This window comes from Pseudoxanthomonas japonensis, assembly GCF_043632995.1.
Classification (GTDB): Bacteria; Pseudomonadota; Gammaproteobacteria; order Xanthomonadales; family Xanthomonadaceae; genus Pseudoxanthomonas_A; species Pseudoxanthomonas_A japonensis.
Window position 1 is genome coordinate 617,906 of the sequence record NZ_CP171632.1, and the last position, 26,949, is coordinate 644,854.

Genomic DNA, 26,949 nt, shown 5'->3' on the forward strand with positions numbered 1-26,949 from the left:
CCACGACAGCTTGGCACCCCAAACGACAACGGCGGGCCTAAGCCCGCCGTCGGATCGCGAAGAACGCGAGGGGTTACTGCGAAACGGGCTGCGACGAGAGGCGCGACTCGGCGTCGGCGGTCAGCAGGCGGTTGACGTCCTGCACGTCGGCGCCGTCCAGCGTGCCGGCGGCCTGTTCCAGCAGCAGGCGGTTCTGCAGGAAGTTGTAGCGCGCCTGTGCGTACTCGACCTGCGCCTGGAACAGCGTGCGCTGGTTCTGCAGCACGTCCAGCACGGTGCGGGTACCGACTTCCAGGCCGACCTGCGAGGCATCCAGCGCGCTCTGCGCGGAGACCACCGCCAAGCGACGGGCTTCCACTTCGGTCACACCTGCGACCAGCGCCTGGTAGGCGTTGCTGGTGTTGCGCACCAGCGCACGACGGGTCTGCTCGAGGCCATCGGCGGCACGGTCGCGCTGGGCCAGTGCCTGGCGCACGCCGGACTGGGTGGCGCCGCCGGAGAAGATCGGCACGGTCAGCGTCACGCCCCAGTTGTAGCCCTCGCCATCACGCGAGAGCGTGCCGGGCACGCTGTCCCAGTCGGTGCCGTTCGAATAGCCGCCGCGGAAATTCAGCGTGGGGTAGTGGCCGGCACGCGCGCTCGACACGCCATGCTGCGCCGACTCCAGCACGTACTCGGCGGACTTCAGGTCTGGATTCTGCTCCAGCGCACGGTCGACCCACGACTGCGCGTTCTGTTCCGGCGGCAGTTCCGGACGGAAGTCGTCCGGCAGGCCCTTCAGGCCGCTGATCGGCTGGCCGGTGATCTCGGCGAGGGCGCGATAGCTGTCGTCCAACGCGTTGCGGGCCAGGATGGTGTTGGCGCGCGCACTGTCGTACTGGGCGCGTGCTTCGTGCACATCGGTGATCGGGGCCAGGCCCACGTCCAGGCGCTTCTGCGCGTAATCGAACTGCTTCTTCGATGCGGCCTCGTTGGTCTCAGCGGCAGCCAGTGACTCGATGCCGATCAGCACGTTGAAGTACGCGGCGGAGGTACGCGTAATCAGCAGGTTGTTCGCCGAGGCCAGATCGTAGTCGGCCGCCTGGCTGATGGCGCGCTGGCCCCGCAGGTTGGCGATGCGGCTCCAGTCGAAGATCGTCTGGCTGACCGAGGCGCCGTAGGTGCGGCTCTTGCCGTCGCCGGTCGGATCGCCCGGACGGCTGCTGTGGGTCAGTTCGTAGCCTGCGCTGCCGCTGATCTGCGGCAGCAGGGCCGCACGCGCCTGCACGGCGCCTTCCTTGTCGATCAGGCGGGTCGATTCCGCGATCGACAGGGTTGGGTCGCCGGTGCGCGCCAGCTCATAGGTCTGCATCAGGTCGGTGGCGTTGGCCGCGAACGGCAGGGCCAGGGCGAGCGCGAGTACGAGGGGGCGACGGCTCATGCGGATTCCTTTTTGTATTTCTTCAGAAGACGAACTGGGGCGCCGGTGCGGCGCCGACCAGATAGGGGAGGTCGGTTTCGAACAACGATTCGATGCGGGTGCCGTTGACATCGGCCACGTGCAGTACGGCTTCCATCACCGGCGACACGCCCTGCACGACGAACAGGCGGCCACCCGGGCGCAGCCACTGCAGGAAGCGCGGCGGCAGGGTAGCGACGGCGCCGGTCACGCAGATCACGTCGAAGCGACGGTCTGTTTCCCACGAGAGTGCGTCCACGGCGTCGATGCGCACGTTGCTGCCCAGGCCGGCCGCATCGAGGCGCGCGCGCGCGGCGTCGGCGAGTTCGGGGTGGATCTCCAGACTGACCACTTCACGCGCCAGGTGTGCCAGGCAGGCGGTCAGGTAGCCGCTGCCGGTACCGATCTCCAGCACGTCCTCGTCCGCCTGCGGCTTCAGCGCCTGCAGGGTGCGGCCTTCGATGACGGGCTTGGCCATCGACTGGCCATGGCCCAGCGGCAGCTCCAGGTCCGCGTACGCCAGCGCGCGGTGCGATTCGGCGACGAAGGCCTCGCGCGGCAGCGTGGCCAGCGTTTCCAGCACGCGCGCATCCAGCACGTCCCAGGGACGTACCTGCTGCTCGACCATGTTTTCGCGGGCCTGGGTGTAGTTGATCGTCATGGGGGTGGTCATCCGACGCGGAGGGCTGGGCCGGGCATTTTACCGGGCTGGCCCCGTCCGCGCTGGGCAAGGATCGGGGTACCTGCGCCAGCCGGCGCAGTGCCGGAAGTCACCGCAACCTCCGTCGCCCGGGGCTGCGCTTCAGTTTCAGCGGCGGCCATACGCCCTCAGGAACATGTCCACCGTGGCATCGACGTGCTGGCGGGCATCGACCGGACCGGGCCGGCTGCACAGGCCGCAGGTCATGCGCGCGTGCACCTCGCCCTTGATCAGGGTGAAGAACTGCGCGGACGCCGTCGCCACGTCGGGGATGTCCAGCTCGCCCTTGCTTACCAGCGCCTGCAGCATCGCCGCGAAGGCGTCGTGCGTGCGCTGCGGGCCGGCTTCCCAGAAGGTCTGCTTGAGTTTGTCGTCGATGTTGCCGGGGACCATCATCATGCGGTGCGTGCTGATGGCCTCTTCGCTGGTGACCAGCGCGAAGAACGCCTGCGCGATCGCCTTCAGCTGGTCGCGCAGGCCGCCGGTCAGTTCGAGCTCGAACAGCGTGTCCGGCAGCATTTCCTCGCACTTGGCCTGCACGGCCGCGGCGAACAGGGCGTCCTTGTCGCCGAAGTGGCTGTACACCGTCAGCTTCGACACGCCGGCTTCGGCGGCGATCTGGTCCATGCTGACGCCGTTGAACCCCTCGCGCGCGAACAGGTGCTTGGCGGCGTCGAGGATGGCGGCGCGCTTGCCCAGGTCCTTGGGGCGGCCGGGACCGCTGGCGGCGGGCTTGGAGGGGGCTTTGGAGCGGCTGGCGGAAGAGCGTGGGCTGACCATGACGCAATACTAGACTACTCGGTTCGATATTTATACTATACCGCCAAGTCTACTAATTGAAATCGAAACGGAGCGGTCAATGCGCCAGACGCGCTGGAACGGAGTGTTCGGAATGGTGCTGGTCGGCCTGGCCGCCTGCAGCGCGGAGCAGCCCGCGGAAACGCCGCGGCCGGCCCTGGTGGTGCAGCCCGGCGGTGGTGCCGACGCGGCGCTGTCGGCCTATGCCGGCGAGGTGCGCGCCCGCGAAGAAAGCCCGCTGTCGTTCCGCGTCGGCGGCAACCTGGTCCGTCGCAACGTGGATGCCGGCGCACGCGTGCAGAAGGGCGAAGTGCTGGCGTTGCTCGACGCTGGCGACTTCGCCTTGCAGGCACAGGCCGCGCAGGCGCAGCTGGCTGCCGCCGAAGCCGATCTGGTCCGCGCGCGCGGCGACCGCGACCGCTACGCGAAGCTGGTCGGCGACAAGCTGATCAGCCAGTCCGCGTACGACGGGCAGGTCGCAGCCTACAAGGCGGCCGAAGGACAGGCGCGCGCCGCACGCGCGCAGATGGACGTGATGCGCAACCAGGAAGGCTATTCGCAGCTGCGCGCACCGCGCGACGGCGTCATCGCCAGCCGGCAGGCCGAAGCGGGCCAGGTGGTCGCCGCGGGGCAGACCGTCTTCACGCTGGCCGCCGATGGAGGTCGCGAGGTCGCGATCGGCCTGCCGGAGAACCGCATCCGCCAGTTCAGCGTCGGCCAGCCGGTGGTGATCGAGTTGTGGAATGCGCCCGGCCAGCGACTGCCCGGCACCATCCGCGAGATCGCACCGGCGGCGGATGCGCAGACGCGCACCTACGCTGCGCGCGTCAGCCTGGTGGGCGAGGCGCAGCAGCAGGTCGAGCTGGGCCAGAGTGCCCGCGTCTATGTGCAGGAGAACGGCAGCAAGGCATCGCTGAAGCTTCCGCTGTCGGCCATCCAGCGTGGCGACGATGGCAAGACGACGGTGTGGGTGGTCGATCCCGCGAGCGGCAAGGTGCGCGCGCAGGCCGTGCAGCTCGGTCCCTATGGCGAAGCGTCGGTCCCCGTGCAGAGCGGCGTGAAGGCCGGCGACTGGGTGGTGGCGGCCGGTGGCCATCTGTTGCGCGACGGGCAGGTCGTCGCGCCGGTGGACCGCAGCAACCGTCCGCTGAAGCCGAGCGCGGCCGGTGGTACCGCCAACGTCGCCTCGCGCTCGGAGTAACCGCATGCGCCGCTTCAACCTTTCCGAGTGGGCGCTGACCAACCGCAGCCTCGTGCTGTTCCTGATGATCCTGCTGGGCATCATCGGCGCGTGGTCCTACAAGCACCTGGGCCAGTCCGAGGATCCGCCGTTCACCTTCAAGGCGATGGTGGTGCGCACGGTGTGGCCGGGCGCGACCGCCGAAGAGGTCTCGCAGCAGGTCACCGAGCGCATCGAAAAGGCGCTGATGACCACCGGCAACTACGAGTACATCCGCTCGTATTCGCGGCCGGGCGAATCGCAGGTGATCTTCGCTGCGCGCGACAGTTTGAAGTCGCGCGACATGCCGCAGCTCTGGTACCAGGTCCGCAAGAAGGTCGGCGACATCCGCGCCACGCTGCCGAGCGGTGTGATCGGCCCGTTCTTCAACGACGAGTTCGGCGACACCTTCGGGAATATCTATGCGCTGACCGGCGAGGGGTTCGACTACGCGGTCATGAAGGACTACGCCGACCGCATCCAGCTGGAACTGCAGCGCGTGGACGACGTCGGCAAGGTCGAACTGGTCGGCCTGCAGGACGAGAAGATCTGGATCGAGCTGTCCAATACCAAGCTGGCCACGCTGGGCATCCCGCTGGGCGCGGTGCAGCAGGCGCTGGAGGAGCAGAACGCGGTGACGCCGGCCGGCTTCTTCGAGACCCCGAGCGATCGCGTGCAACTGCGCGTGAGCGGCGAATTCGGTTCGGTCGACGAGATCCGCGAGTTCCCGATCCGCGCCGGCGGCCGTACCGTCAAGCTGGGCGACATCGCCGAGATCAAGCGCGGCTTCGCCGATCCCGCCGCGCCGCGGATGCGCTTCATGGGCCAGCCCGGCATCGGCATCGCGGTGGCGATGAAGGACGGCGGCGACATCCTGAAGCTGGGTTCGACGCTGGAGGCCGAGTTCCACCGGCTGCAGAAGACGCTGCCGCTGGGCATGGAATTGCGCAAGGTGTCCGACCAGCCGGCGGCGGTCGATGCGTCGGTGGGCGAATTCGTCCGCGTGCTGGCCGAGGCCGTCATCATCGTGCTGCTGGTGAGCTTCTTCTCGCTGGGCATGCGCACCGGGCTGGTGGTCGCGGTGTCGATCCCGCTGGTGCTGGCGATGACGTTCGCGGTGATGCACTACTTCGGCATCGGCCTGCACAAGATCTCGCTGGGCGCGCTGGTGCTGGCGCTGGGCCTGCTGGTGGACGACGCGATCATCGCGGTCGAAATGATGGCCATCAAGATGGAGCAGGGCTTCGACCGGTTGAAGGCGGCGAGCTTCGCCTACGAGTCGACGGCGTTCCCGATGCTCACCGGCACGCTGGTGACGGCGGCCGGCTTCCTGCCGATCGCGACCGCCGCGTCCAGCACCGGCGAATACACGCGTTCGCTGTTCCAGGTGGTGACCATCGCGCTGGTGGTGTCGTGGATCGCCGCGGTGCTGTTCATTCCGTACCTGGGCGACAAGATGCTGCCCGACCTCGGCAACCCGCAGCCGCCGAAGCCGGGATCGCTGGCCGCGCGCTGGCAGGCGTTCCGCGTGGGACTGGCGGATCGCTGGCCGCAGTTCGCCGGCGTCCTGGCACCGAAGGCGCACGATGCGCACGACCACAATCCGTACCACACGCCGTTCTATGCGCGCTTCCGTGCCTGGCTGGCGGTCTGCCTGCGTCACCGCTGGCTGGTGATCGGCGTGACCGTGGCGGCGTTCGTCGCGTCCATCGCGCTGTTCCGTTTCGTGCCGCAGCAGTTCTTCCCGGATTCCGTGCGTCCCGAACTGATGGTGGACCTGGAACTGGCGGAGGGCAGTTCGCTGAAATCCACCGATGCGCAGGCGCGCAAGCTGGAGAAGCTGCTGGCCGGGCGCGAGGGCATCCTCAACTACGTGGCCTACATCGGGACCGGTTCGCCGCGGTTCTACCTGCCGCTCGACCAGCAGTTGCCGCAGGCGAACTTCTCTCAGTTCGTGGTGCTGACCGCCGACACCGCCTCGCGCGAATCCACTCGCCGCTGGCTGATCGACGAGGTGGCGCCGCAGTTCCCCGAACTGCAGTTCCGCGTGACGCGGCTGGAGAACGGTCCGCCGGTCGGTTATCCGATCCAGTTCCGCGTCTCGGGCGAACACATCGACCGCGTGCAGGCCATTGCGCGGCAGATGGCGGAGAAGGTGCGCGCCAATCCGCACGTCACCAACGTCAACCTGGACTGGAGCGAACCGAGCAAGATCGTGCGGCTGCAGATCGACCAGGACCGCGCTCGCGCGCTCGGCGTCAGCACCTCGCAGGTGTCGCACTTCCTCTCGGGCTCGTTGTCGGGCCTGAGCGTCAGCACCTACCGCGAAGGCAACGAACTGGTGGAGATCTTGCTGCGCGGGCCGGAAGAGGAGCGCACGCGGCTGGACCTGCTGGGCAGCCTGGCGGTGCCGACCAGCAATGGCGGCAGCGTGCCGCTGTCGCAGATCGCCAATCTGGAGTACGCCTTCGAGGACGGCATCATCTGGCATCGCGACCGTCTGCCGACGGTGACGGTGCGCGCCGACCTGAACACCGACGCCGTGACCGCGCCGACCGTGGTCGCGCAGATCTCGCCGACGCTGGACGGCATCCGCGACACGCTGCCACAGGGCTACCTGCTGGAAACCGGGGGCACGGTCGAGGACTCGGCGCGCGGGCAGAAGTCGATCGCCGCCGGCATGCCGCTGTTCCTGCTCGCGGTGACCACCCTGCTGATGCTGCAGCTGCGCAGCTTCTCGCGGATGGCGCTGGTGCTGCTGACCGCGCCGCTCGGCCTGATCGGCGTGACGCTCGCGCTGCTGGTGTTCCGCGTGCCGTTCGGCTTCGTCGCCATGCTCGGCACCATCGCGCTGGCGGGCATGATCATGCGCAATTCGGTGATCCTGGTGGACCAGATCGACCAGGACATCCGCGCGGGCCACGACCGCTGGCACGCGATCATCGACGCGACCGTGCGTCGCTTCCGTCCCATCGTGCTGACCGCGCTGGCGGCGGTGCTGGCGATGATCCCGCTGTCGCGCAGCGCCTTCTTCGGGCCGATGGCGGTGGCCATCATGGGGGGGCTGACGGTCGCCACCGTGCTGACGCTGTTCTTCCTGCCGGCGCTGTACGCGGCATGGTTCAAGGTCAGGCCCGAAGAGCGCACCGCGTCATAGTTCGCCGTGCGGCGGGGGGTTCAAGAACCCCCCTGCCGCAGCCGATACTGGGAGGGTCGAAGCCCTCCGGACGCCATGCCCGCCATGCGGCGCCTGTTCCTCAACGGCCTGTGTCTGCTGGTCCTGCTCGTCGGCGCGCCCGCGTGGGCGCTGGACCCTGCGCGCAAGGTGGACGAGTACACCATCGCGCGGTGGACGATGGAGGACGGGCTGCCGCACAACCTGGTGCATACGATCGGCCAGGACGCCGAGGGCTATGTCTGGATCGGCACATGGGAAGGCGCGGCGCGTTTCGACGGTCGCCGCTTCACGGCTTTCGATGCTGGCACGGTCGAGGGGCTGGAAATCGAGGGCGTGCGTGCCATCGCGCGGGACCCGAAGGGCGGCATGGTGATCAGCCTGGGGCGCGTGGGGCCGGGCCTGCTGCACTTCCACCAGGGGCGCTGGCAGCGACTGCCGGGCGAGGCGGGCACGCTGGCGGATGTGTCGGTGCTGCGTTTCGGTCCGGACGGTGCCTTGTGGATCGGGACCGACCACAGCCTCTACCGGATGGCCGGCGATGGACGGCTGCGTGACATCGGCGGCACGCACCCGAGGTTGGCGAACGAGCGCGTGCTGGCGGTCCTGCCGCTGGCGGATGGACAGGCGCTGGTCGGCAACCGGCATGGCTTGTTCCGCATCCGCGACGACCGCGCCAGCGAGTGGGGTCGCGAGACGGGACTGCCCGAGACCTCCGTGCTGGCGATCCAGCCATCGCGCTGGGGCGGCATCCTGATCGGTGGCGGCGCGGGCGCCTGGCGGCTCGACCAGGGCCGCGCCATGCAGATCACCGGTGAGCGCGTCGAAGCCATGCTGGAGGACCGCCACGGAAGCCTGTGGATCTCCACGCTCGACGGCCTGCGACGCTACGCACAGGGGCGGTACGAAACGCTGGGCGAACGCAACGGCCTGATGGGGCGACTGGCGCCGGCGCTGTTCGAGGATCGCGACGGGCTGCTGTGGGTGGGCACCACCAATGGCCTGTACCGCATCTCCGACGGGCCGGTGTTCGGACTGGCGCGCAGCAGCGGCCTGCGCGACATCTATGTCCGCGCCATCATCGAGCGGCCGGGACAGGGCGTGTGGATCGGCCATCCGATGGGGGTGGACGCATGGCAGGGTGGCCAGGCCCGCGCGATACCGCTCGCGTTCGACGGCAAGGGCGATCCCTCTGTGCTGTCGCTGGCCAACGCGCGCGACGGCAGTCTCTGGATCGGCACCTACGACCAGGGCGTCATCCGGTTGCCCGCGGCTGGCGAAGGCCCGCAGGCACGCCCGCGGCGCATCGACGAGGCCGGGGGGTTGCCGTCGAACCACGTCCGCGCGCTGCTGGAGCGGTCGGACGGTTCGTTGTGGATCGGCAGCAACGAAGGCGTCAGCGTGTACCGGGACGGCCGCATCCTGCGGACGTACACGACCGCGGACGGATTGCCCAGCGGCAACGTCTATGTGCTGCACGAAACCGCGCAGGGCGAGCTCTGGATCGGCACCAGCAACGGCATGGGAATGATGCGTCGCGACGGAACGCTGCGTGCGTGGTCGCCGATGTCCGGGTTTCCCGCGGTGGCCGCGTTCGATTTCCTGGCCGACCCCGACGGCAGCCTGTGGATCGCCACCGACCGCGGCCTGCTGCACTGGCACGACGGCCGCTTCGTCCAGTTCGACCACCGGCAGGGCCTGCCGAACAACCGGCTGTTCCGGCTGCTGGAGGACGACAACGGCGACTTCTGGGTCTCGAGCAACCGCGGCGTGTTCCGGATCTCGCGTGCGGCGCTGACGGCGGTGGAGAACGGGCACCTCGCCCGCTTGCCGGTGGAGGCCTTCACCCATGCCGATGGCCTGCCGAGCAGCCAGGCCAACGGCGCCACCTCGCCGGCGGGATGGCCGATGCGCGATGGCAAGCTGTGGTTCGCCACGGCCAACGGCATCGGCGTGATCGATCCGGACGATGCCCGTCGACAGCGCGCGCAGGGCATCACGCTGGTGGTGGAGTCGGTCGAGGCGGACGGGCGTTTCCTGCCGCCGCAGGATCGCCACGTGCTGCCGGCGGACACGAGGCGCGTGGTGATCCGCTTCACCGGCCTCAACCAGCGTGCGCCCGAGCGCCTGCGCTACCGCTACCGCATGGTCGGATTCGATCGTGGCTGGATCGAGACCGACAATGGCATCGCCCACGATGCGGTCTACACCAACCTGCCGCCGGGCAAGCTGCGCTTCGAGGTGCAGGTGATGAACGCGCCGGCGGACTGGAGCAAGCCGGAAAACCTGGTGACGCGGACGGTCGAGTTCGAGAAGGCCTCGCCGTGGTGGTTGCGGGCGTGGGCGCTGGCCCTGTACGCCGTGCTGCTGGGCCTGGTGGGGTGGGCCGTGCTGTTGTTCGCGTTGCGTCGCCAACGTCATCGCCAGCGACGGCTGGAAGCGCTGGTGGACGCGCGCACGTCGGAACTGAGCGACAAGAACGCGCAGCTGGAGCAGGCGGGAGAGGCGAACGCGCGGCTGCTGGAGCAACTGGCCCACCAGGCGCGTCACGATCCGCTGACCCGGCTCGCTAACCGGCGCGCCGGCGATGCCTTCCTCGCTGAAGCCCTGGAGGTCAGCCGTCGCGAAGGGCGTCCGTTGTCCGTCGCGCTGATCGACATCGACCATTTCAAGGCCGTCAACGACCGATACGGCCACGCCTTCGGCGACGACGTGCTGTCGCAGATCGCCGCGCTGGCGGAACACCTGGCGGGCGGCGTGGAGGGCGTGCTGATCTCGCGCTACGGCGGCGAGGAGTTCCTGGTGTGCCAGCAGTTGCCCAGGTCGGCGTCGCGCGCGCGCCTGGAGGCACTGCGCGAGGGGATCGCCCGTGCGGGCATCGAGACGCCGGATGGCGATACCCTGCGCTGCACGGTCAGCATCGGCGTGGCGGAGCTGGAGGCCGGCCAGGACCTGCGCGACCTGCTGCGCGTGGCGGACGAGCGCCTGTACAAGGCCAAGCAGCAGGGGCGGAACCGCCTGGTCTCCAGCTGACGCATCCGCGTGGTAACGCGGTCAGCGTCCGACGAAGCGGAGTCCGCCGGCTTCGCCTTCGCCCACGGTTTCCGGATCGGTCGTCAGCGCGTTCTCGAAACCGCCGCCGCTGCCGTTGTAGAGCAGGTAGACCGGCTTCTCGTTGCGCAGCAGGTCGATGCAGTTCTGGAAGTCGTCCAGGTGGTAGTTCAACTGCGGCTGCGTGCCGTTGAGGCCGTCGGCGGGCAGGGCCGCGCCGTTGGCATGGAACACCAGCTGGCCGATGTAGGCGCCGCCGGCCATCAGGCCGATGCGGCGGCGGAACGTGTTGGCCGAATAGATGACGTGGTACTTCTCGATCTGTGTCGTGGGCATCGTGCCGCTCCTGTGCGTGCATCCCCTGCCCTATGGACAACGCAGGGGATGCCGCGATCAGGTCACGTGCCTCAGTCCCGCAACTCCGCCACGTAGCAACGCGCCTGCATCTGCTCCAGCACGGCCTGCGTCGCCACCTGCGTGGACACGCCGCGTCCGCCGGTCGCCAGATCGTTGGTGAATACCTGTGCGTTGAGCGCGCCGTCGACCGCGCGTTCGATGCAGTCGGCCTCCTCGTGCAGACCCAGCGAATGGCGCAGCAGCAGCGCGCAGCTCAGGATGGTGGCGTAGGGATTGGCGACGCCCTTGCCGGCGATGTCCGGCGCGGAGCCGTGGATCGGTTCGTACAGGCCGACCTTGCCGTCGCCCAGCGACGCCGAGGGCAGCAGGCCCAGCGATCCGGCCAGCATCGAGGCTTCGTCGGTCAGGATGTCGCCGAACATGTTCTCGGTGACGATGACGTCGTACTCGCGCGGCTTGGCCAGCAGGTGCATCGCCATCGAATCGACCAGCTGGTGCTCCAGCACGACGTCGGGGAATTCCTCGCGGCCGATGCGCGTGGCCACGTCGCGCCACAGGCGCGAGGTTTCCAGCACGTTGGCCTTGTCCACCGACACCAGCTGGCTGCGGCGCTGGCGCGCCAGCTTGAACGCGCTGCGCACCACGCGCTCGATCTCGGTGACGCTGTAGCTGCACAGGTCGCTGGCGCCGCGCGCATCGCGCGTCTTCTCGCCGAAGTAGATGCCGCCGGTCAGTTCGCGCACCACCACGATGTCCACGCCGGTCAGCAGGTGCGGCTTGATCGGCGAGGCGTTCAGCGCGGCCGGATGCGGACGCACCGGGCGCAGGTTGGCGAACAGGCCCAGGCCCTTGCGCAGTGCCAGCAGGCCCTGCTCCGGACGCACCTTTGCATTGGGATCCGACCATTTCGGACCACCCACGGCGCCGAGCAGCACGGCGTTGGCCTGCTGGCACCCCTGCAGCGTGGCCTGCGGCAGCGGCTCGCCGTGCCTGTCGATGGCGATGCCGCCGATGTCGTATTCGTGGAAGTCGAAGCTGTGGCCGTGGCGTCGCGCCAGTGCGCGGAGCACGGTGACGGCGGCGGCGGTGACTTCGGGACCGATGCCGTCCCCGGGCAGGAGGGCGATGTCAGCGTGCATGGCGGGTGGCCTCGTAGCGTTCGATGTCGGTGTGACGGGCCAGCAGGTAGCCCAGTTCGTCGACGCCCTGCAGCAGGCAGGTCTGCGCGAAGGCGTCCAGCGGGAAGGAGAAGGCGGAACCGTCGGGCGTGCGAAGCTCCTTCGCCGCGACGTCGACGACCAGTTCGTCGTCCGGCCGCTGCATCAGCGCCTGCACGGTCGCTTCCGGCAGCACCACCGGCACCAGTCCGTTCTTCAGGCTGTTGTTGCGGAAGATGTCGGCGATCTCGCTGCTCACGATCGCGCGCAAGCCCAGGTCGGTCAGTGCCCAGGGCGCGTGCTCGCGCGAGGAACCGCAGCCGAAGTTGCGACCAGCGAGCAGGATCCTGCGGTCCGCATTCTCCGGCTGGTTGAACGGGAACGCCGGGTTCGGCGAGCCGTCGGCCTGCCAGCGCCAGTCGTTGAAGGCGTGCTTGCCCAGGCCGGCGCGTTCGGTCGTCGACAGGAAGCGCGCGGGGATGATCTGGTCGGTGTCGATGTTGGTCTGCGCCAGCACCACGCTCTGCGAGCGCACCTCGTTGAAGCCGGCCATCACGCCACCGCCTTGTGTGCGTCGAACAGGTCGCGCGGATCGCTGACGCGGCCATTCACGGCGGCCCACGCCGCCGTCAATGGCGACGCCAGCAGCGTGCGTGCGCCGGGTCCCTGGCGGCCTTCGAAATTGCGGTTGCTGGTGCTGACGGCCAGCTGCCCCGGCGCGACCAGGTCGCCGTTCATCGCGATGCACATGGAGCATCCCGGCTCGCGCCATTCGGCGCCGGCTTCACGCACGACGGCATCGATGCCTTCTGCCTCGGCCTCGCGCTTGACGATCTCCGAGCCGGGCACGACCAGCATGCGCACGCCAGCGGCGACCTTGCGGCCACGCAACACCTGTGCGACCTCGCGCATGTCGCGCAGGCGGCCGTTGGTGCACGAACCGACGAAGACCACGTCGACCGGCGTGCCCTCCAGCGCGTGGCCGGCGCGCAGGTGCATGTAGTCCAGGCCCTTCTGGTCGGCGGCATCGGCGGGTGCTGGAATCAGCGCGTCCACCGCGATCGCGGTGCCGGGATGCGTGCCCCAGGTCAGGGTCGGGCGGATGTCGGCGGCGTCGATGCGCACCTCGGCGTCGAAGGTCGCACCTTCATCGCTGCGCAGCGTTGTCCAGTACGCGACGGCGTCGTCGAACGCCGCGCCCTTCGGTCCGCGCGGCGTGCGTGCGACCCAATCGAACGTGGTCCGGTCGGGCGCGACCATGCCGGCGCGCGCGCCGGCTTCGATCGACATGTTGCACAGGGTCATGCGCTGCTCCATGTCCAGCGCCTCGATGGCACTGCCGCGGAACTCGATCACATGGCCGGTGCCGCCATTGACGCCGATCACGCCGATCACGTGCAGCACGATGTCCTTCGCGCCCACGCCCGGCGCCAGCACGCCGTCGACGGTGATCGCCATGGTCTTCGGCTTGCGTTGGAGCAGGCATTGCGTGGCCAGCACGTGGCCGACTTCGCTGGTGCCGATGCCGAACGCCAGCGAACCGAACGCGCCGTGCGTGCTGGTGTGGCTGTCGCCGCAGACGATGGTCATGCCGGGCAGGGTGAAGCCCTGTTCCGGCGCGATGACGTGGACGATGCCGCGGTTCGGCGACGCCATGTCGAACAGTTCGATGCCGTACTCGGCGCAGTTGCGCGCCAGCGTCTCGACCTGTGTTTCGGCGGCCTGTGTGTAGTACGGCAGCTTGCCGTCGGGACCCGCAGGGAGGGTCGGCGTGGAGTGGTCCATCGTCGCTTTGGTGCGGTCCGGCCGGCGTGGCGACAGGCCGCGCGACGCCAGCTCGGAGAAGGCCTGCGGCGAGGTGACCTCATGGATCAGGTGCAGGTCGATGTACAGCACGGCGGGCGCCGCGTCGGTCTCGGGGACGACGACGTGGGCATCCCACAGTTTGTCGAACAGGGTGCGGGGTGCGGTCATGCGGGGTTTCCAGCGATACGTTTCATGGTAGTTCGATCAGTCGGTCCATCCGGTCTCTCTTCGTCATCCCGGCGAAAGCCGGGATCCATGTTGCCGTTGCTCTTCCCGGCCTCGACGAACAGGCAAAGCAGAAGCGCAATGGATTCCGGCTTCCGCCGGAATGACGGGTCACGATGTCAGGCCGCCGCCGCTTCCTGCTGCTCGACACGGCGCTGGCGCAGCAGCCGGTTGGCCACGTCCAGCCAGGCGAGCGCGCTGGCCTCGATGATGTCCTTGCTGGTACCGGTGCCCTCGTATTCCTCGCCGTCGCAGCGGACCGACAGGCTGGCTTCGCCGCGCGCGTCGGCGCCGATGCCGACGCTGTGCACCTGGTAGCTCTCCAGCTGCAGCTGCACGCCGGTGGCCGCGGCGAGCGCACTGAACAGCGCATCCACAGGACCATTGCCCTGGGCGGTTTCGGAAATGCGGTTGCCGTCCGGGTCCGACAGCTCGACCAGTGCGTTCGCGCGGCTGCCGACATCGCTGATCGTCATCGAGGACAGGCGATAGCCGTCGCTCACTGCCGCATCCTGCATCAGCGCCTGCAGGTCGGCATCGCCGACCACGCGCTGCTTCTCGCACAGGGCCTTGAACTGCTCGAACACCAGCTTCAGTTCATCCTCTTCCAGCCAGTAACCCAGCGCACGCAGGCGCTGCTCGACGGCGGCGCGCCCGCTGTGGCGGCCCAGCACCATCTGCGACGACGGCCAGCCGACATCCTGTGGTTGCATGATCTCGTAGGTGCCGCGGTGGCGCAGCATGCCGTGCTGGTGGATGCCGGACTCGTGCGCGAAGGCGTTGGCGCCAACGATGGCCTTGTTGCGCTGGACCGGCATGCCGACCAGCCGCGACAGCAGCTGCGAGGTGGGCACGATGCGGCGGGTGTCGATGCGCGTGTCCAGATTGTAGAACGCATTGCGCACCTTCAGCGCCATCACGAGTTCTTCGATGGCGCAGTTGCCGGCGCGTTCGCCGATGCCGTTGATCGAGCCCTCGACCTGGCGGGCGCCGCCCTCGATGGCGGCCAGCGAATTGGCCACGGCCAGGCCCAGGTCGTTGTGGCAGTGCGCGCTGAAGACCACCTTGTCGGCGCCGGCGACGTTGGCGATCGCGCGCTCGAACATGCCGCGGATCTCCTCCGGCGTGGTGAAGCCCACGGTGTCCGGCAGGTTGATGGTGGTGGCGCCGGCGGCGATGGCGGTGGCGATGGCCTCGTGCAGGAAGTCCTCTTCGGTGCGGGTCGCGTCCTCGGCCGAGAACTCGATCTCGTCGACATGGCCGCGTGCCAGTCGCACGTGGGTGTCGATGGACTGCAGGACCTGCTCGCGGCTCATGCGCAGCTTGTGCTCGCGGTGCAGCGGGCTGGTGGACAGGAACAGGTGCAGGCGCGGCTTGGTGGAGGCCGACAGCGTACGCAGCGAGGTCTCGATGTCGCCGGGCAGGCAGCGCGACAGCACGGCCAGCGTGGTCTCGCGCAGGTCGCGCGCGATCAGCGCATGCGCCTCGCGGTCGGACTGCGAACTGGCGGGAAAGCCGGTTTCGATGATGTCCACGCCCAGGTCGGCCAGGCCGCGGGCCATCACCACCTTCTGCTGCGGCGTCATGCTGCAGCCGGGGGACTGCTCGCCGTCGCGCAGGGTGGTGTCGAAAATTCGGATCTGCGCGGGGGTGGGAATGGTCGTGTTCACCAGATGGGTTCCTCGTGTACTTCTGTTTCCAGGGCGGCGACCGCGATGCGGCGCGCGCCGTTCTTGATGGGGGATTTCGGGGAGGCCGCGCGACCGGGCGCGCGGCCGGTGGCAAGCGAAGGTTCGCCGTCCATGTTGCGGCGGCGCGGCTTGCGCGGTGCGCGTGGGCGCACGTCGGACAACAGCTGGGCGAGCACCATCGCATCGATGTTGCCGCCCGAGACCACGGCGCACTTGCGCTTGCCGGCGACGCGACGGCCGGCGGCCAGCGCCAGCGCGCCCGCGCCTTCGGCGATCAGGTTCTCTTCCAGCGCCAGCCGCACCAGGGTCTCGCGCAGTTCGGCTTCGCGCACGGTGACGACATCGTCGAGCAACTGCGTGCACAGGCGGCGGGTGATGAAGCCGGGCACCTTGACCCGCACGCCATCGGCGAGCGACGCGACCGGATCGATGGGCGAGACGTCGCCCTTCATCGCCCGGATCATCGAATCCACGCCTTCGACCTGCGCGCCGACGACGCGCACGCCCTGCGACTTCAGCGCCAGCGCCACGCCGGACGCCAGGCCACCGCCGCCGATCGGGACGATGACCACATCCGGCGCATGCGGTGCGATCTCGATGCCGACCGTGCCCTGGCCGGCGATCACGTCCGGGTCGTCGAACGCGGACAGGAAGCGGTAGCCGTTCTGCTCGGCCAGTTCCTTCGCGAAGGCGAACGCTTCGTCGTAGCTGTTGCCATGCTGGCGCACGGTGGCGCCCCAGTGGGCGACGCCGGCGATCTTGGTGGCCGGGGCGCCGTGCGGCATCACCGTAATGGCCTGCACGCCCAGCCGGTAGGCCGCCCACGCCAGGCCCTGCGCGTGGTTGCCGGCGGAGGCGGCGATCACCGGGCGATGGTCGCCGCGCTCGCGCGCGGCCAGCAGGGCGTTCAGGGCGCCACGCACCTTGTACGAGCCGGTGCGCTGCAGGTTTTCCAGCTTCAGCATCACGCCGAAGCGCTCGGCGTGGTGCAGCGGCGTCGGCGGCAGGTACCGGCGCAGCCGCGCCTGCGCCGCCAGCACGTCGGCCACGGTGACGACGACGTCGCCTACGTCGGGCTCGGTGCTGGCAGGGGCGCGGCCGGCATCAGGCATCGCGGCACGCGAACGGCTGATGTCGAAGAAGACGCCTCCGTACCGCAACGTCCGCGTCGGCGGGTGCGGTCTTCATGCAGCGCGGTCCTGCGGGCGACGGTCCCGGCTCAGTTCCTGCACGGCGCTGAAGGACAGCTCCTCGACGTCGTAGATCTTCAGCAACTGCTGGCGCAGGGTTTCCGGCGCACGGGTGCTGTCGATCACCAGCGCCAGCGCCCAATAGCCTTCGCTGTCGTGGGTCGCATGCACCGCGTGGGGCGGAAAGCCACGGCGCTCGATCATGCCCAGCACGCGCAGCAAGGCGCCCTCGGCAGGTTTGAGCTTGAGTTCAAGCCGGTAACGCATTCTTCTTCTCCGGGCCGTCGGCCGCGACGGCCGGCTCGGCGGATGGTTTCGCGGGATTGGCATCCAGCATCGAGCTGTTGGCATGGTTCGGCGGCACCAGCGGCCAGACGTTCGCCTTGATGTCGATGGTGACGTGCAGCAGGGCAGGGCCCGGCGTCGCCAGCAGGTCGGCCAACGCGCCTTCGACCTCATCGCGCAGGCTGATGTGGTGCGCGGGAATGCCGAACACGCGCGCCAGCGCGGCGAAGTCCGGGTTGTCGGACAGGTCGATCTCGCTGTAGCGCTCGGCGAAGAACAGTTCCTGCCACTGCCGCACCATGCCCAGCGCGCTGTTGTCGATCAGCACGATCTTCACCGGCAGCTTGCAGCGGGCGATGGTCGCCAGCTCCTGCACGTTCATCATGAAACCGCCATCGCCGTTGACCAGGATGACGGTGCGGTCGGGACAGGCGAACTGCGCGCCCATCGCGGCCGGCAGGCCGAAGCCCATCGTGCCCAGTGCGCCGCTGGTCAGGTGGTTGCGCGGGTGGGTGAACTTGCAGTGTTGCGCCACCCACATCTGGTGCTGGCCCACGTCGCACGCGATGATCGCGTCGGCCGGTGCCACTTCGCTCAGCCGCTTCAGCAGGCCGGGCGCGTAGATGTCGGTACCGGGCGCGTCGTAACGGAAGCCGAAACGCTCGCGGTTGCCCACGCAGCGCTTGCGCCACTCGTCGCAGGTGCTGCGCGCCGCGCCCAGCGCGCGCAGGCTGGCGCCGATATCGCCCGGCACCGCGATGTCGGCGGTGCGCAGCTTGCCGATCTCGTACGCATCGGCATCGATGTGCAGCACGCGCGCGAACGGCGCGAACTCGGCCAGCTTGCCGGTGGCGCGGTCGTCGAAGCGCGCACCCACCACGATCAGCAGGTCGGATTCCTGCACCGCCATGTTGGCCGCACGCGTCCCGTGCATGCCCAGCATGCCCAGGTAGTGCGGATGATGGGCGGGCAGCGCACCCAGGCCGCGCAGGGTCAGGACGGTGGGGATCTTCGTGGCTTCGACGAACTGGCGGAACGCGTCCGCCGCATCGGCGATGCCGATGCCGCCACCGCCGTAGATCACCGGCTTCTCGGCGCCGGCGATCGCGGCCAGTGCCTCGGCCAGTTTCGCATCTTCCGGCGCGGGCACCGGATCGACGCTGGCGGGCACGTGGTCGGGCAGGTGCGAGGCATCTGACATCTGCACGTCCTTCGGCAGGTCGATCAGCACCGGCCCGGGACGGCCCTCGCGCGCGATGCGGAACGCCTCGCGCACCATGGTCGGCAGGTCATCCACGCGCCGGGCGACGAAGCTGTGCTTCACGATCGGCAGGGTCAGGCCGAACACGTCCAGTTCCTGGAACGCGTCGGTGCCCATCAGCGAGGTGGCGACCTGGCCGGTCAGGCAGACCATCGGCACCGAGTCCAGCATCGCATCGGCGATGCCGGTCACCAGGTTCGACGCGCCCGGGCCGGAGGTGGCCACGCACACGCCGACCTTGCCGCTGGCGCGGGCATAGCCGTTCGCGGCCAGCGCCGCGCCCTGTTCATGGCGCACCAGGATGTGCTTCAGGTTGGAATCCACCAGCGCGTCGTAGAACGGCATGATGGTGCCGCCGGGGTAGCCGAACAGCGTGTCCACGCCCTCGATCTCCAGGGCGTGGGCCAGCCAGCGGGCGCCATTGCGTGGGGCAGTGGCCGCGGCGGCGTTCATGCGGCGGCCTGCTCGTCTGTATCGGGTTGGGCGGCGTTGGCCTGCAGCCACACCATCTTCGCGCGCAGTTCCTTGCCGACCTTCTCGATCGGGTGGTCCTTGTCGGCCTGCTGGAACTTCCTGTAGTTCGGCAGACCGGCGTCGTACTCGGCCTGCCAGTTGCGCGTGAAGGTGCCGTTCTGGATGTCGGTCAGCACGTCCTTCATGCGCGCCTTGACCGAGGCGTCGATGACGCGCGGGCCGCTGACGAAGTCGCCGTACTGCGCGGTCTCGGAGATGAATTCCAGCATGCGGGTGATGCCGCCTTCGTAGAACAGGTCGACGATCAGCTTCAGCTCGTGCAGCACTTCGTAGTACGCGATCTCCGGCTGGTAGCCGGCTTCCACCAGCGTCTCGAAGCCGGCCTGCACCAGCGACGAGGCGCCGCCGCACAGCACGGCCTGCTCGCCGAACAGGTCGGTCTCGGTCTCTTCCTTGAAGGTGGTCTTGATGATGTTGGCGCGCGCGCCGCCCAGGCCACCGGCGTAGGCCAGCGCGAACTGTTCGGCGTTGCCGCTCTTGTCCTGGTGCACGGCGTAGATGCAGGGCACGCCGCGGCCGATCTCGTACTCGCGGCGGACCAGCGCGCCCGGGCCTTTCGGTGCGACCAGCACCACGTCCAGGTCGGCGCGCGGCTCGATCATGCCGAAGTGGACATTGAGGCCGTGCGCGAACAGCAGCACCGCCCCCTGCTTCATGTTCGGCGCCAGCACGTCGGCATAGAGCTTCTTCTGCACCATGTCCGGCGTCAGCACGGCGACCAGGTCGGCGTCCTTCACCGCGTCGGCCGGCGCCTTGACCACGAAACCGTCGGCCTTGGCCTTCACCTCGGTCGGACCGCCCGGGCGCAGGCCGACGACGACGTCGAAACCGGAGTCGCGCAGGTTCAGCGCATGCGCGCGGCCCTGGCTGCCGTAACCGATGACGGCGATCGTGGGATGCGGGAGGGCGTTGGCGGTGGTCATGGCGCGGATTTCCTGAGGGTTGAGGTGGAATCGAAGGCTCTTAAACAAAAAACCCCGCACTTCTCAGTGCGGGGTTTCGCGAATCTGGCGTTGCTTGCTGCTTACACGCCGGTCCGTCCCGCAGTTGTGGGCGAGGTAATAAGGACGAGTACAAGGAGCGACGCCGCAACGGGTGCGGTCGGGTCGGTCATCGTGGGCGTGTGGCGCTGCAACATGCGGCAAGAGAAACATGCCGCTTCAAATCGTGTCAAGCGGTTTCGGAATCTTTTCGACGATCGGATGATTTCAGTCGAGATGGTTGCAACTGAAACAGAGAAAACGCCGCAGAATCCAGCCTCCCCACGCAGTCGCAGCACGCCTGTTTTCATGCCCGAATACCGCTCCAGGACCTCCACCCACGGCCGCAACATGGCCGGCGCCCGCGCGCTGTGGCGCGCCACCGGCATGAAGGACGCGGACTTCCACAAGCCCATCGTCGCCGTCGCCAACTCCTTCACCCAGTTCGTGCCCGGGCACGTGCACCTCAAGGATCTCGGTCAGCTGGTCGCGCGAGAGATCGAGCGCGTCGGCGGCGTGGCGAAGGAGTTCGACACCATCGCCGTCGACGACGGCATCGCGATGGGCCACGACGGCATGCTGTATTCGCTGCCGTCGCGCGAGATCATCGCGGACTCGGTCGAGTACATGGTCAACGCGCATTGCGCCGATGCGCTGGTGTGCATCTCCAACTGCGACAAGATCACGCCGGGCATGCTGATGGCCGCGTTGCGGTTGAACATCCCCACGGTGTTCGTCTCGGGCGGCCCGATGGAAGCCGGCAAGACGCGCCTGGCCGACCACAAGCTCGACCTCGTCGATGCGATGGTGATGGCGGCCGACCCGAACGTGTCCGACGAAGAGGTCGCGGCCGTCGAGCGCAGCGCCTGTCCGACCTGCGGCTCGTGCAGCGGCATGTTCACCGCCAACTCGATGAACTGCCTGACCGAGGCGCTGGGCCTGTCGTTGCCGGGCAACGGCACCGTCGTGGCCACGCACGCCGACCGCGAGCAGCTGTTCAAGCGCGCCGGCGTCACCGCAGTGGAGCTTTGCCATCGCTGGTATGGCGGCGAAGACACGACCGCATTGCCGCGCGGCATCGCCACGTTCGAGGCGTTCGAGAACGCGATGACGCTGGACATCGCGATGGGAGGGTCCACCAACACCATCCTGCACCTGCTCGCCGCCGCACAGGAAGGCGAGGTGCCGTTCGACATGCGCGACATCGACCGCCTGTCGCGGCGCGTGCCGCAGCTGTGCAAGGTGGCGCCGAACACGCAGAAGTACCACATCGAGGACGTGCACCGCGCCGGCGGCATCATGGCGATCCTCGGCGAACTGGCACGCGGCGGCCTGCTGCATACCGATGTCGCGACCGTGCACGCGAAGACGCTGGGCGACGCGATCGCGAAGTGGGACGTCGCCACCGTCGAGGACGAGGCCGTGCACACGTTCTACAAGGCGGGCCCGGCCGGCATCCCGACCCAGGTCGCCTTCAGCCAGGCCACGCGCTGGCCGTCGCTGGATACCGACCGTGCCGAAGGCTGCATCCGCAGCGTCGAGCATGCGTTCTCACAGGAAGGCGGTCTTGCGGTGCTGTACGGCAACATCGCCGTCGACGGTTGCGTGGTGAAGACGGCCGGTGTCGACGAATCGATCCATGTCTTCGAGGGCACGGCGCGCGTGTTCGAAAGCCAGGATGCGGCCGTGGCCGGCATCCTCGGCGATGAGGTCAAGGCGGGCGACGTGGTCGTGATCCGCTACGAAGGCCCGAAGGGCGGGCCGGGCATGCAGGAAATGCTGTACCCGACCAGTTACCTGAAATCGAAAGGCCTCGGCAAGCAGTGCGCGCTGCTGACCGACGGGCGCTTCTCCGGCGGTACGTCGGGCCTGTCCATCGGCCACGCCTCGCCGGAAGCGGCGGCGGGCGGTGCGATCGGCCTGGTGCAGGATGGCGACCGCATTCGTATCGATATCCCGCTGCGCTCGATTGCGCTGCTGGTGTCCGACGGGGAACTGGCGTCGCGCCGCGCCGCGCAGGACGCGAAGGGCTGGAAGCCGGCGCATCCGCGTCCCCGCAAGGTCAGCACGGCGCTGAAGGCCTATGCGTTGCTGGCCACCAGCGCCGACAAGGGTGCGGTGCGTGACAAGGCGCTGCTGGATGGCGTCTGATAGGCGGATGCGCTTTCGCACCGCTCTGGTTCTGCTGTTCGCCGTCGTCGTCCTTCCCGTCTCCGCGAAGGAAGAGCCGCGCACGCCGTGGGTGGTCGCCACCTACGCGTATCCCGAGCGCGACCGCCTCGCCGCGATCCAGCCGCTCGCCGACTACCTGGCAAAGCGCGGCTGTCATCCGGTGCAGGTGAAGCTGTTCCCATCGCCGACGGCGCTGGTGCAGGCGATGCGTGACGGCCAGGTCGATGTCGCGGTACCCAACCTCCATGGTTACCTGCAGGCACGGCGCGAGATCGCGCGGGTCACCACGCTGCCGGTACCGCAGGTGCCGTCGTTGCAGGCGGATCGCTACCGTGCGGTGCTGGTGGCCCGCGGCGACGCATCGCTCGCCGAGGTGAAGGCAAAAGCCGGCAGCCTGCGGCTGGCGCTGGTCGGCCGCGACTCCGCATCCGGCGGCTTCGTGCCGGCGCAGTATCTGCGCAGCCAGGCACTGGATCCGGCGAAGGCATTCGCGTCAGTGACCTATGCGGGTTCGCACGCGGCCGCCTTGCAGGCCGTCGTCGAGGGGCGTGCCGATGTGGCGGCGTTGGCGGGCGATGTCTACGACGCGTCGCGCCCCGACGGCATACGCGAACTGTGGCGCTCCGATCCGATCCCACCGGGGCCGTTGCTGTGCCGCGCGACGGCCGACGTGCCTTGCCAGGCCATGGCGGCCTGGTTGCTCGATGCGCATCGGGAAGATCCGGCCGTGATGGCGGCCCTGCGCGTGGGTTGGCCTGAGTTCGGCGACGCGACGGTCTTCGTTCCTGCCGACGTCGCACGTCTATCCGAGGCGGCGTTACCCACGGACTGAGCGTCGTTCCTGCCTGAACAGGCCCCTCAATTCACTTTTCCTCCGGCCGCTACCAATAGACGGAGGAGGGGAACATGACAGCGATCGAAGACAGGCACGCCGACAGCGTGGCCAGCGAAGGCGTTCTGCCGGACGCGCCCGTGGGTCTGGTGCGCCTGGACGCGGCCGCCCGTGTGGTGGCCGCCAACCGCGCGGCCTGGGATCTGCTGGCCGTGTCGCCCGACGCGGTGCTCGGCCAACCCTGCGAGTCCCTGTGGGGCTTGCCGGCTGCCGTGCTCGACGACGAAGAGGGCAGCTGGTGCGCGCCAGGCAACGATCCCGCCCGCCGCATCCGCTACCAGGCCGACCGCGATGGCGAAGGCTGGTTGCTGTCGTTGCCGCATCCGGAAACCGCCGCGTTGCTGCGCGATGCCGCACGCCTGGCGCAGGGCGAGATTCCGCCCGCCGTGATCCCGCCGCTGCGCGATCTCGCGCAACGCCTGGCCGATGCCACGGCCGAACGTGCACTGCTGGAGCGCATCGGTGCGCTGCTGGGCGGCTGCGACCTCGATCTGGCCTTGCCCGACGCGCAGGCCGCGCATCCGCTGTCGCGGCAGATCGCCGCCGGCTTCGGCAACCTGGCCGAGGCGATCCGACAGGCCGTGGCGCTGTCGGTGCAAGTGGCGTCCGAAGTGCCGCACCTGGTCGGCGACAACGACGAACTGCTGACGCAATCGCAGGCCCAGGTGACGGCGCTCGACACGGTGCTCGACATCACCCGCCGCCTGCTGCAGGGACTGAAGGGTGCAGGCGAAGAGTTGCAGGCGGTCATTGCCGTCGCCGCCAGCGCCGACGCCAGCGCACGCCAGGGCGTCGCCGCCGCACGCCAGCTCGGTGACGCGATGCGCGAAGTCGAGCGCCGCTCCGCGCGCGCCGGCGATGTCATTGAGGTCATCGACGCCGTCGCATTCCAGACCAACATCCTGTCGATCAATGCCAGCATCGAAGCGGCGCGCGCGGGACCGGCGGGTCGTGGCTTCGCCGTGGTCGCCACCGAAATCCGCCGGCTGGCCGAACAGGCAGCCACGGCGGCGCGCGATGTGCGGGTGATCCTGGACGAAAGCGGTCGTGCGCTGACCGAGAGCGCGGCCTCGGCCGAAGCGACCGGCGAGGTGCTGGTCGGCATCGGCGACCTGCTGGCGCGCGCCAGCCAGGCGATGGAATCCGTGGTCGAGCGCGTCTCCGCACAGGATCAGGAAGTCATCGCGATCGATGCCGCCGTCGACCGGGTGGCCGCCCTCAGTCGCAGCAACCTGGAGCACGCGGACCAGGTCGCCGCGCGCGGTACCGCGCTGGCGCAGGGCACCGATACGTTGCGGGACTGCGTCGGCCTGTTCCGCCTGCCGGCCGATCCCCTCGGGCATCGTCGCCACGCGCGCGTCCGCGATCTCGCGCAGGACGCCGCCGTGCGGATCGGTGAAGCGCTGGCGCTGGCGCTGGATCATGGACGCATCGATGAAGACGCGCTCTTTTCGCGCGACTACGCACCCATCCCCGGCATCGAGCCGGCCAAGTTCACCACGGCGTTCGACGCGCTCTGCGACGAGCTGCTGCCGCCGCTGCAGGAGCCGGTGGCCGCCCGGCATCCGTGGATCGTGTTCGCGATCTGCGCCAATCCCGACGGCTACGTGCCAACGCACAACCTGCGCTTCACCCAGCCGTTGACCGGCGACCGCGCGCAGGACCTGGTCGGCAACCGCACCAAGCGTATCTTCGCCGACCGCGTGGGCCGCAGCGTGGGTGCCCATACCGATCCGTACCGGCTGCAGGTCTACCGGCGCGATACCGGCCAGATCATGTTCGACCTGTCGGTGCCGGTGTTCGTCGGTGAACGGCATTGGGGCGGTTTCCGCGTGGGCTACACGCTGGAGTGACCTCCCCGCCCCCGGCGTTTGTGGTCTAATTCGCCCCGAAGCGGGGGTATCGCCGGTCTGGCCGGCGATTGAGACAGACCCTTCGAACCTGATCCGGTTGAGACCGGCGTAGGGAAGCTTCGCAGGATGCGCCGTGTTGCCGTTCCGCCCGCCAAGGGTCCGCAATCCGTCCGCCGCCGCGCCGCCGCTTCGTCCCGTTATGCGAATCCCTCGCAAGAGCCCGCACATCCATGTGCGGGGATTCAAAAAGGACGATGCCGATGAATGCCATTCCCAAGCCCGCCGCCGACCTGTTGCAGCAGACCGGGCAACTTTCCGAATCCGTCACGCGGCCGATCCCGGGCTCGCGCAAGATCTTCGTGCAGGGGTCGCGTCCGGACCTGCAGGTGCCGATGCGCGAGATCGCGCTGACGCAGACGCCGACCATCTTCGGTGGTGAGGACAATCCAGCCGTCACCGTGTACGACACGTCCGGTCCCTACACCGATCCCGATGCGCGCATCGATCTGGCGTCCGGCCTGGCCGCGCTGCGTACGAAGTGGATCGAGGAGCGCGGCGATACCGAGCAGCTCGACGGCCTGAGTTCGGACTTCGGCCGCAAGCGCGAACATGATCCGAAGCTCGATGCGGTGCGCTTCCCCGGCCGCGTGCTGCCGCGCCGCGCCAAGGCCGGCGCCAACGTCAGCCAGATGCATTACGCCCGCCGCGGGATCGTCACGCCGGAGATGGAATACGTCGCCATCCGCGAGAACCAGCGGCTGGACGCGGTGCGGGAAGCGCACCTGCTGGCGCAGCATCCGGGCGAGAGCTTCGGCGCGAGCATCCAGAAGATCATCACCCCGGAGTTCGTGCGCGACGAGATCGCCCGCGGTCGCGCCATCCTGCCGAACAACATCAATCACCCCGAAAGCGAGCCGATGATCATCGGTCGCAACTTCCTGACCAAGATCAACGCCAACATCGGCAACAGCGCGGTGTCGTCGGGTATCGCCGAGGAAGTCGAGAAGCTGGTGTGGTCGATCCGCTGGGGTGGTGACACCGTGATGGACCTGTCCACCGGCAAGCACATCCACGAGACGCGCGAGTGGATCATCCGCAACTCGCCGGTGCCGATCGGCACCGTGCCGATCTACCAGGCGCTGGAGAAGGTCGACGGTCGCGCCGAGGCGCTGACCTGGGAGATCTTCCGCGACACGCTGATCGAACAGGCCGAACAGGGCGTGGACTACTTCACCATCCACGCCGGCGTGCTGTTGCGGCACGTGCCGCTGACCGCGAAGCGCGTGACCGGCATCGTCTCGCGCGGCGGCTCGATCATGGCCAAGTGGTGCCTGGCGCACCACAAGGAGAACTTCCTCTACACGCACTTCGAGGATATCTGCGAAATCATGAAGGCCTACGACGTGGCCTTCTCGCTGGGCGACGGCCTGCGCCCCGGCTGCATCGCCGACGCCAACGACGCCGCGCAGTTCGGCGAGCTGGAAGCGCTGGGCGAGCTGACCAGGATCGCGTGGAAGCACGACGTGCAGTGCATGATCGAAGGCCCGGGCCACGTGCCGATGCAGCTGATCAAGGAGAACATGGACAAGCAGCTGCGCGAGTGCGGCGAGGCGCCGTTCTACACGCTCGGCCCGCTGACCACCGACATCGCGCCCGGCTACGACCACATCACCAGCGCGATCGGTGCGGCGATGATCGGCTGGTACGGCACCGCGATGCTCTGCTACGTGACGCCAAAGGAGCACCTGGGCCTGCCGAACCGCCAGGACGTGCGCGACGGCATCATGGCGTACAAGATCGCCGCGCATGCCGCCGATCTGGCCAAGGGTCATCCCGGCGCCCAGGTGCGCGACAACGCACTGAGCAAGGCACGCTTCGAGTTCCGCTGGGAAGACCAGTTCCACCTGGGCCTGGATCCGGAGAAGGCGAAGGAATTCCACGACGAGACGCTGCCGAAGGACGCGCACAAGCTGGCGCACTTCTGCTCGATGTGCGGTCCGCACTTCTGTTCGATGAAGATCACCCAGGACGTGCGCGACTACGCGGCCGAGCACGGCGTGGAGGAACAGGCGGCGCTGGAGGCCGGCATGGCCGAGAAGTCGGCGGAGTTCCTGGCGCAGGGCGCGCAGGTGTATCGTCAGGGCTGACCGGGCAGCGGCGGTCGC

At 68.7% G+C, this 26,949-nt stretch carries 19 protein-coding genes and 1 riboswitch; of the genes, 7 read left to right on the forward strand and 12 right to left on the reverse strand.

What is annotated here, in order from left to right:
- Nucleotides 1-73: 73 nt before the first annotated feature.
- The 3 genes from ACGHX3_RS02695 to ACGHX3_RS02705 all read right to left on the reverse strand — a co-directional run bounded on the left by ACGHX3_RS02695 (nt 74) and on the right by ACGHX3_RS02705 (nt 2,918).
- Complete coding sequence (locus ACGHX3_RS02695) at nt 74-1,420, reverse strand: TolC family outer membrane protein (RefSeq protein ID WP_394696316.1); 1,347 nt, start codon at nt 1,418-1,420, stop codon at nt 74-76.
- A 22-nt stretch (nt 1,421-1,442) separates the two neighbouring features.
- The gene (locus tag ACGHX3_RS02700) at nt 1,443-2,099 is read right to left on the reverse strand and encodes a protein-L-isoaspartate O-methyltransferase (protein ID WP_213603246.1); all 657 of its coding nucleotides are present in this window, start codon (nt 2,097-2,099) and stop codon (nt 1,443-1,445) included.
- Between the two features lie 147 nt (nt 2,100-2,246).
- A complete protein-coding gene (locus ACGHX3_RS02705; RefSeq protein ID WP_162337132.1) occupies nt 2,247-2,918 on the reverse strand; it encodes a TetR/AcrR family transcriptional regulator in 672 nt (223 codons plus the stop codon).
- A 79-nt stretch (nt 2,919-2,997) separates the two neighbouring features.
- On the opposite strand from ACGHX3_RS02705, the gene ACGHX3_RS02710 reads away from it, so the two are divergent.
- From ACGHX3_RS02710 to ACGHX3_RS02720, 3 genes are all read left to right on the forward strand, one after another.
- Complete coding sequence (locus ACGHX3_RS02710; protein WP_213603242.1) at nt 2,998-4,137, forward strand: efflux RND transporter periplasmic adaptor subunit; 1,140 nt, start codon at nt 2,998-3,000, stop codon at nt 4,135-4,137.
- A gap of 4 nt (nt 4,138-4,141) precedes the next feature.
- Nucleotides 4,142-7,312, forward strand: coding sequence for an efflux RND transporter permease subunit (locus tag ACGHX3_RS02715; protein ID WP_394696317.1), 3,171 nt, complete (start codon nt 4,142-4,144; stop codon nt 7,310-7,312).
- A gap of 75 nt (nt 7,313-7,387) precedes the next feature.
- Nucleotides 7,388-10,363 carry a two-component regulator propeller domain-containing protein gene (locus tag ACGHX3_RS02720; protein WP_394696318.1) on the forward strand — a complete coding sequence of 992 codons (2,976 nt, stop codon included), beginning with the start codon at nt 7,388-7,390 and terminating at the stop codon, nt 10,361-10,363.
- Between the two features lie 21 nt (nt 10,364-10,384).
- On the opposite strand, the gene ACGHX3_RS02725 is transcribed toward ACGHX3_RS02720, so the two are convergent.
- From ACGHX3_RS02725 to ilvC, 9 genes are all read right to left on the reverse strand, one after another.
- Nucleotides 10,385-10,717 (reverse strand): hypothetical protein, encoded by a 333-nt coding sequence (locus ACGHX3_RS02725; protein ID WP_162337128.1) that lies wholly within the window; start codon nt 10,715-10,717, stop codon nt 10,385-10,387.
- Nucleotides 10,718-10,788: 71 nt separating this feature from the next.
- A complete protein-coding gene (leuB, locus tag ACGHX3_RS02730; protein ID WP_313929490.1) occupies nt 10,789-11,877 on the reverse strand; it encodes a 3-isopropylmalate dehydrogenase in 1,089 nt (362 codons plus the stop codon).
- On the reverse strand, nt 11,867-12,448 hold the full coding sequence (gene leuD / locus ACGHX3_RS02735; protein ID WP_394696319.1) for a 3-isopropylmalate dehydratase small subunit: 582 nt from the start codon (nt 12,446-12,448) through the stop codon (nt 11,867-11,869). The genes leuB and leuD overlap by 11 nt, the downstream gene beginning before the upstream one ends.
- Nucleotides 12,448-13,869 (reverse strand): 3-isopropylmalate dehydratase large subunit, encoded by a 1,422-nt coding sequence (leuC, locus tag ACGHX3_RS02740; RefSeq protein ID WP_394696320.1) that lies wholly within the window; start codon nt 13,867-13,869, stop codon nt 12,448-12,450. Before leuC ends, leuD begins: the two co-directional genes overlap by 1 nt.
- 176 nt (nt 13,870-14,045) lie before the next feature.
- Nucleotides 14,046-15,596, reverse strand: a complete 1,551-nt coding sequence (locus ACGHX3_RS02745; protein WP_394696321.1) for a 2-isopropylmalate synthase — start codon at nt 15,594-15,596, stop codon at nt 14,046-14,048.
- Complete coding sequence (locus tag ACGHX3_RS02750) at nt 15,593-16,729, reverse strand: threonine dehydratase (RefSeq protein ID WP_394697223.1); 1,137 nt, start codon at nt 16,727-16,729, stop codon at nt 15,593-15,595. The genes ACGHX3_RS02745 and ACGHX3_RS02750 overlap by 4 nt, the downstream gene beginning before the upstream one ends.
- A 72-nt stretch (nt 16,730-16,801) precedes the next feature.
- Entirely contained in the window at nt 16,802-17,074 is a 273-nt protein-coding gene (locus tag ACGHX3_RS02755; RefSeq protein WP_213603225.1) for an ACT domain-containing protein, read from the reverse strand.
- Nucleotides 17,058-18,806: an acetolactate synthase 2 catalytic subunit gene (gene ilvG / locus ACGHX3_RS02760; RefSeq protein ID WP_394696322.1), complete on the reverse strand. Its 1,749-nt coding sequence runs from the start codon at nt 18,804-18,806 to the stop codon at nt 17,058-17,060. Before ilvG ends, ACGHX3_RS02755 begins: the two co-directional genes overlap by 17 nt.
- Nucleotides 18,803-19,810, reverse strand: coding sequence for a ketol-acid reductoisomerase (ilvC, locus tag ACGHX3_RS02765; protein WP_162337121.1), 1,008 nt, complete (start codon nt 19,808-19,810; stop codon nt 18,803-18,805). The genes ilvG and ilvC overlap by 4 nt, the downstream gene beginning before the upstream one ends.
- A gap of 366 nt (nt 19,811-20,176) precedes the next feature.
- Between ilvC and ilvD the strand changes: the two genes are divergently transcribed.
- From ilvD to thiC, 4 genes are all read left to right on the forward strand, one after another.
- A complete protein-coding gene (ilvD, locus tag ACGHX3_RS02770; RefSeq protein ID WP_394696323.1) occupies nt 20,177-22,018 on the forward strand; it encodes a dihydroxy-acid dehydratase in 1,842 nt (613 codons plus the stop codon).
- A gap of 7 nt (nt 22,019-22,025) precedes the next feature.
- Nucleotides 22,026-22,871, forward strand: coding sequence for a phosphate/phosphite/phosphonate ABC transporter substrate-binding protein (locus ACGHX3_RS02775; RefSeq protein ID WP_394696324.1), 846 nt, complete (start codon nt 22,026-22,028; stop codon nt 22,869-22,871).
- A gap of 74 nt (nt 22,872-22,945) precedes the next feature.
- Entirely contained in the window at nt 22,946-24,784 is a 1,839-nt protein-coding gene (locus ACGHX3_RS02780; RefSeq protein ID WP_394696325.1) for a methyl-accepting chemotaxis protein, read from the forward strand.
- A gap of 32 nt (nt 24,785-24,816) precedes the next feature.
- Nucleotides 24,817-24,917: riboswitch (TPP riboswitch) on the forward strand.
- 127 nt (nt 24,918-25,044) lie between these two features.
- Nucleotides 25,045-26,931 carry a phosphomethylpyrimidine synthase ThiC gene (gene thiC, locus ACGHX3_RS02785; RefSeq protein WP_394696326.1) on the forward strand — a complete coding sequence of 629 codons (1,887 nt, stop codon included), beginning with the start codon at nt 25,045-25,047 and terminating at the stop codon, nt 26,929-26,931.
- The last annotated feature ends 18 nt before the right edge of the window (nt 26,932-26,949 follow it).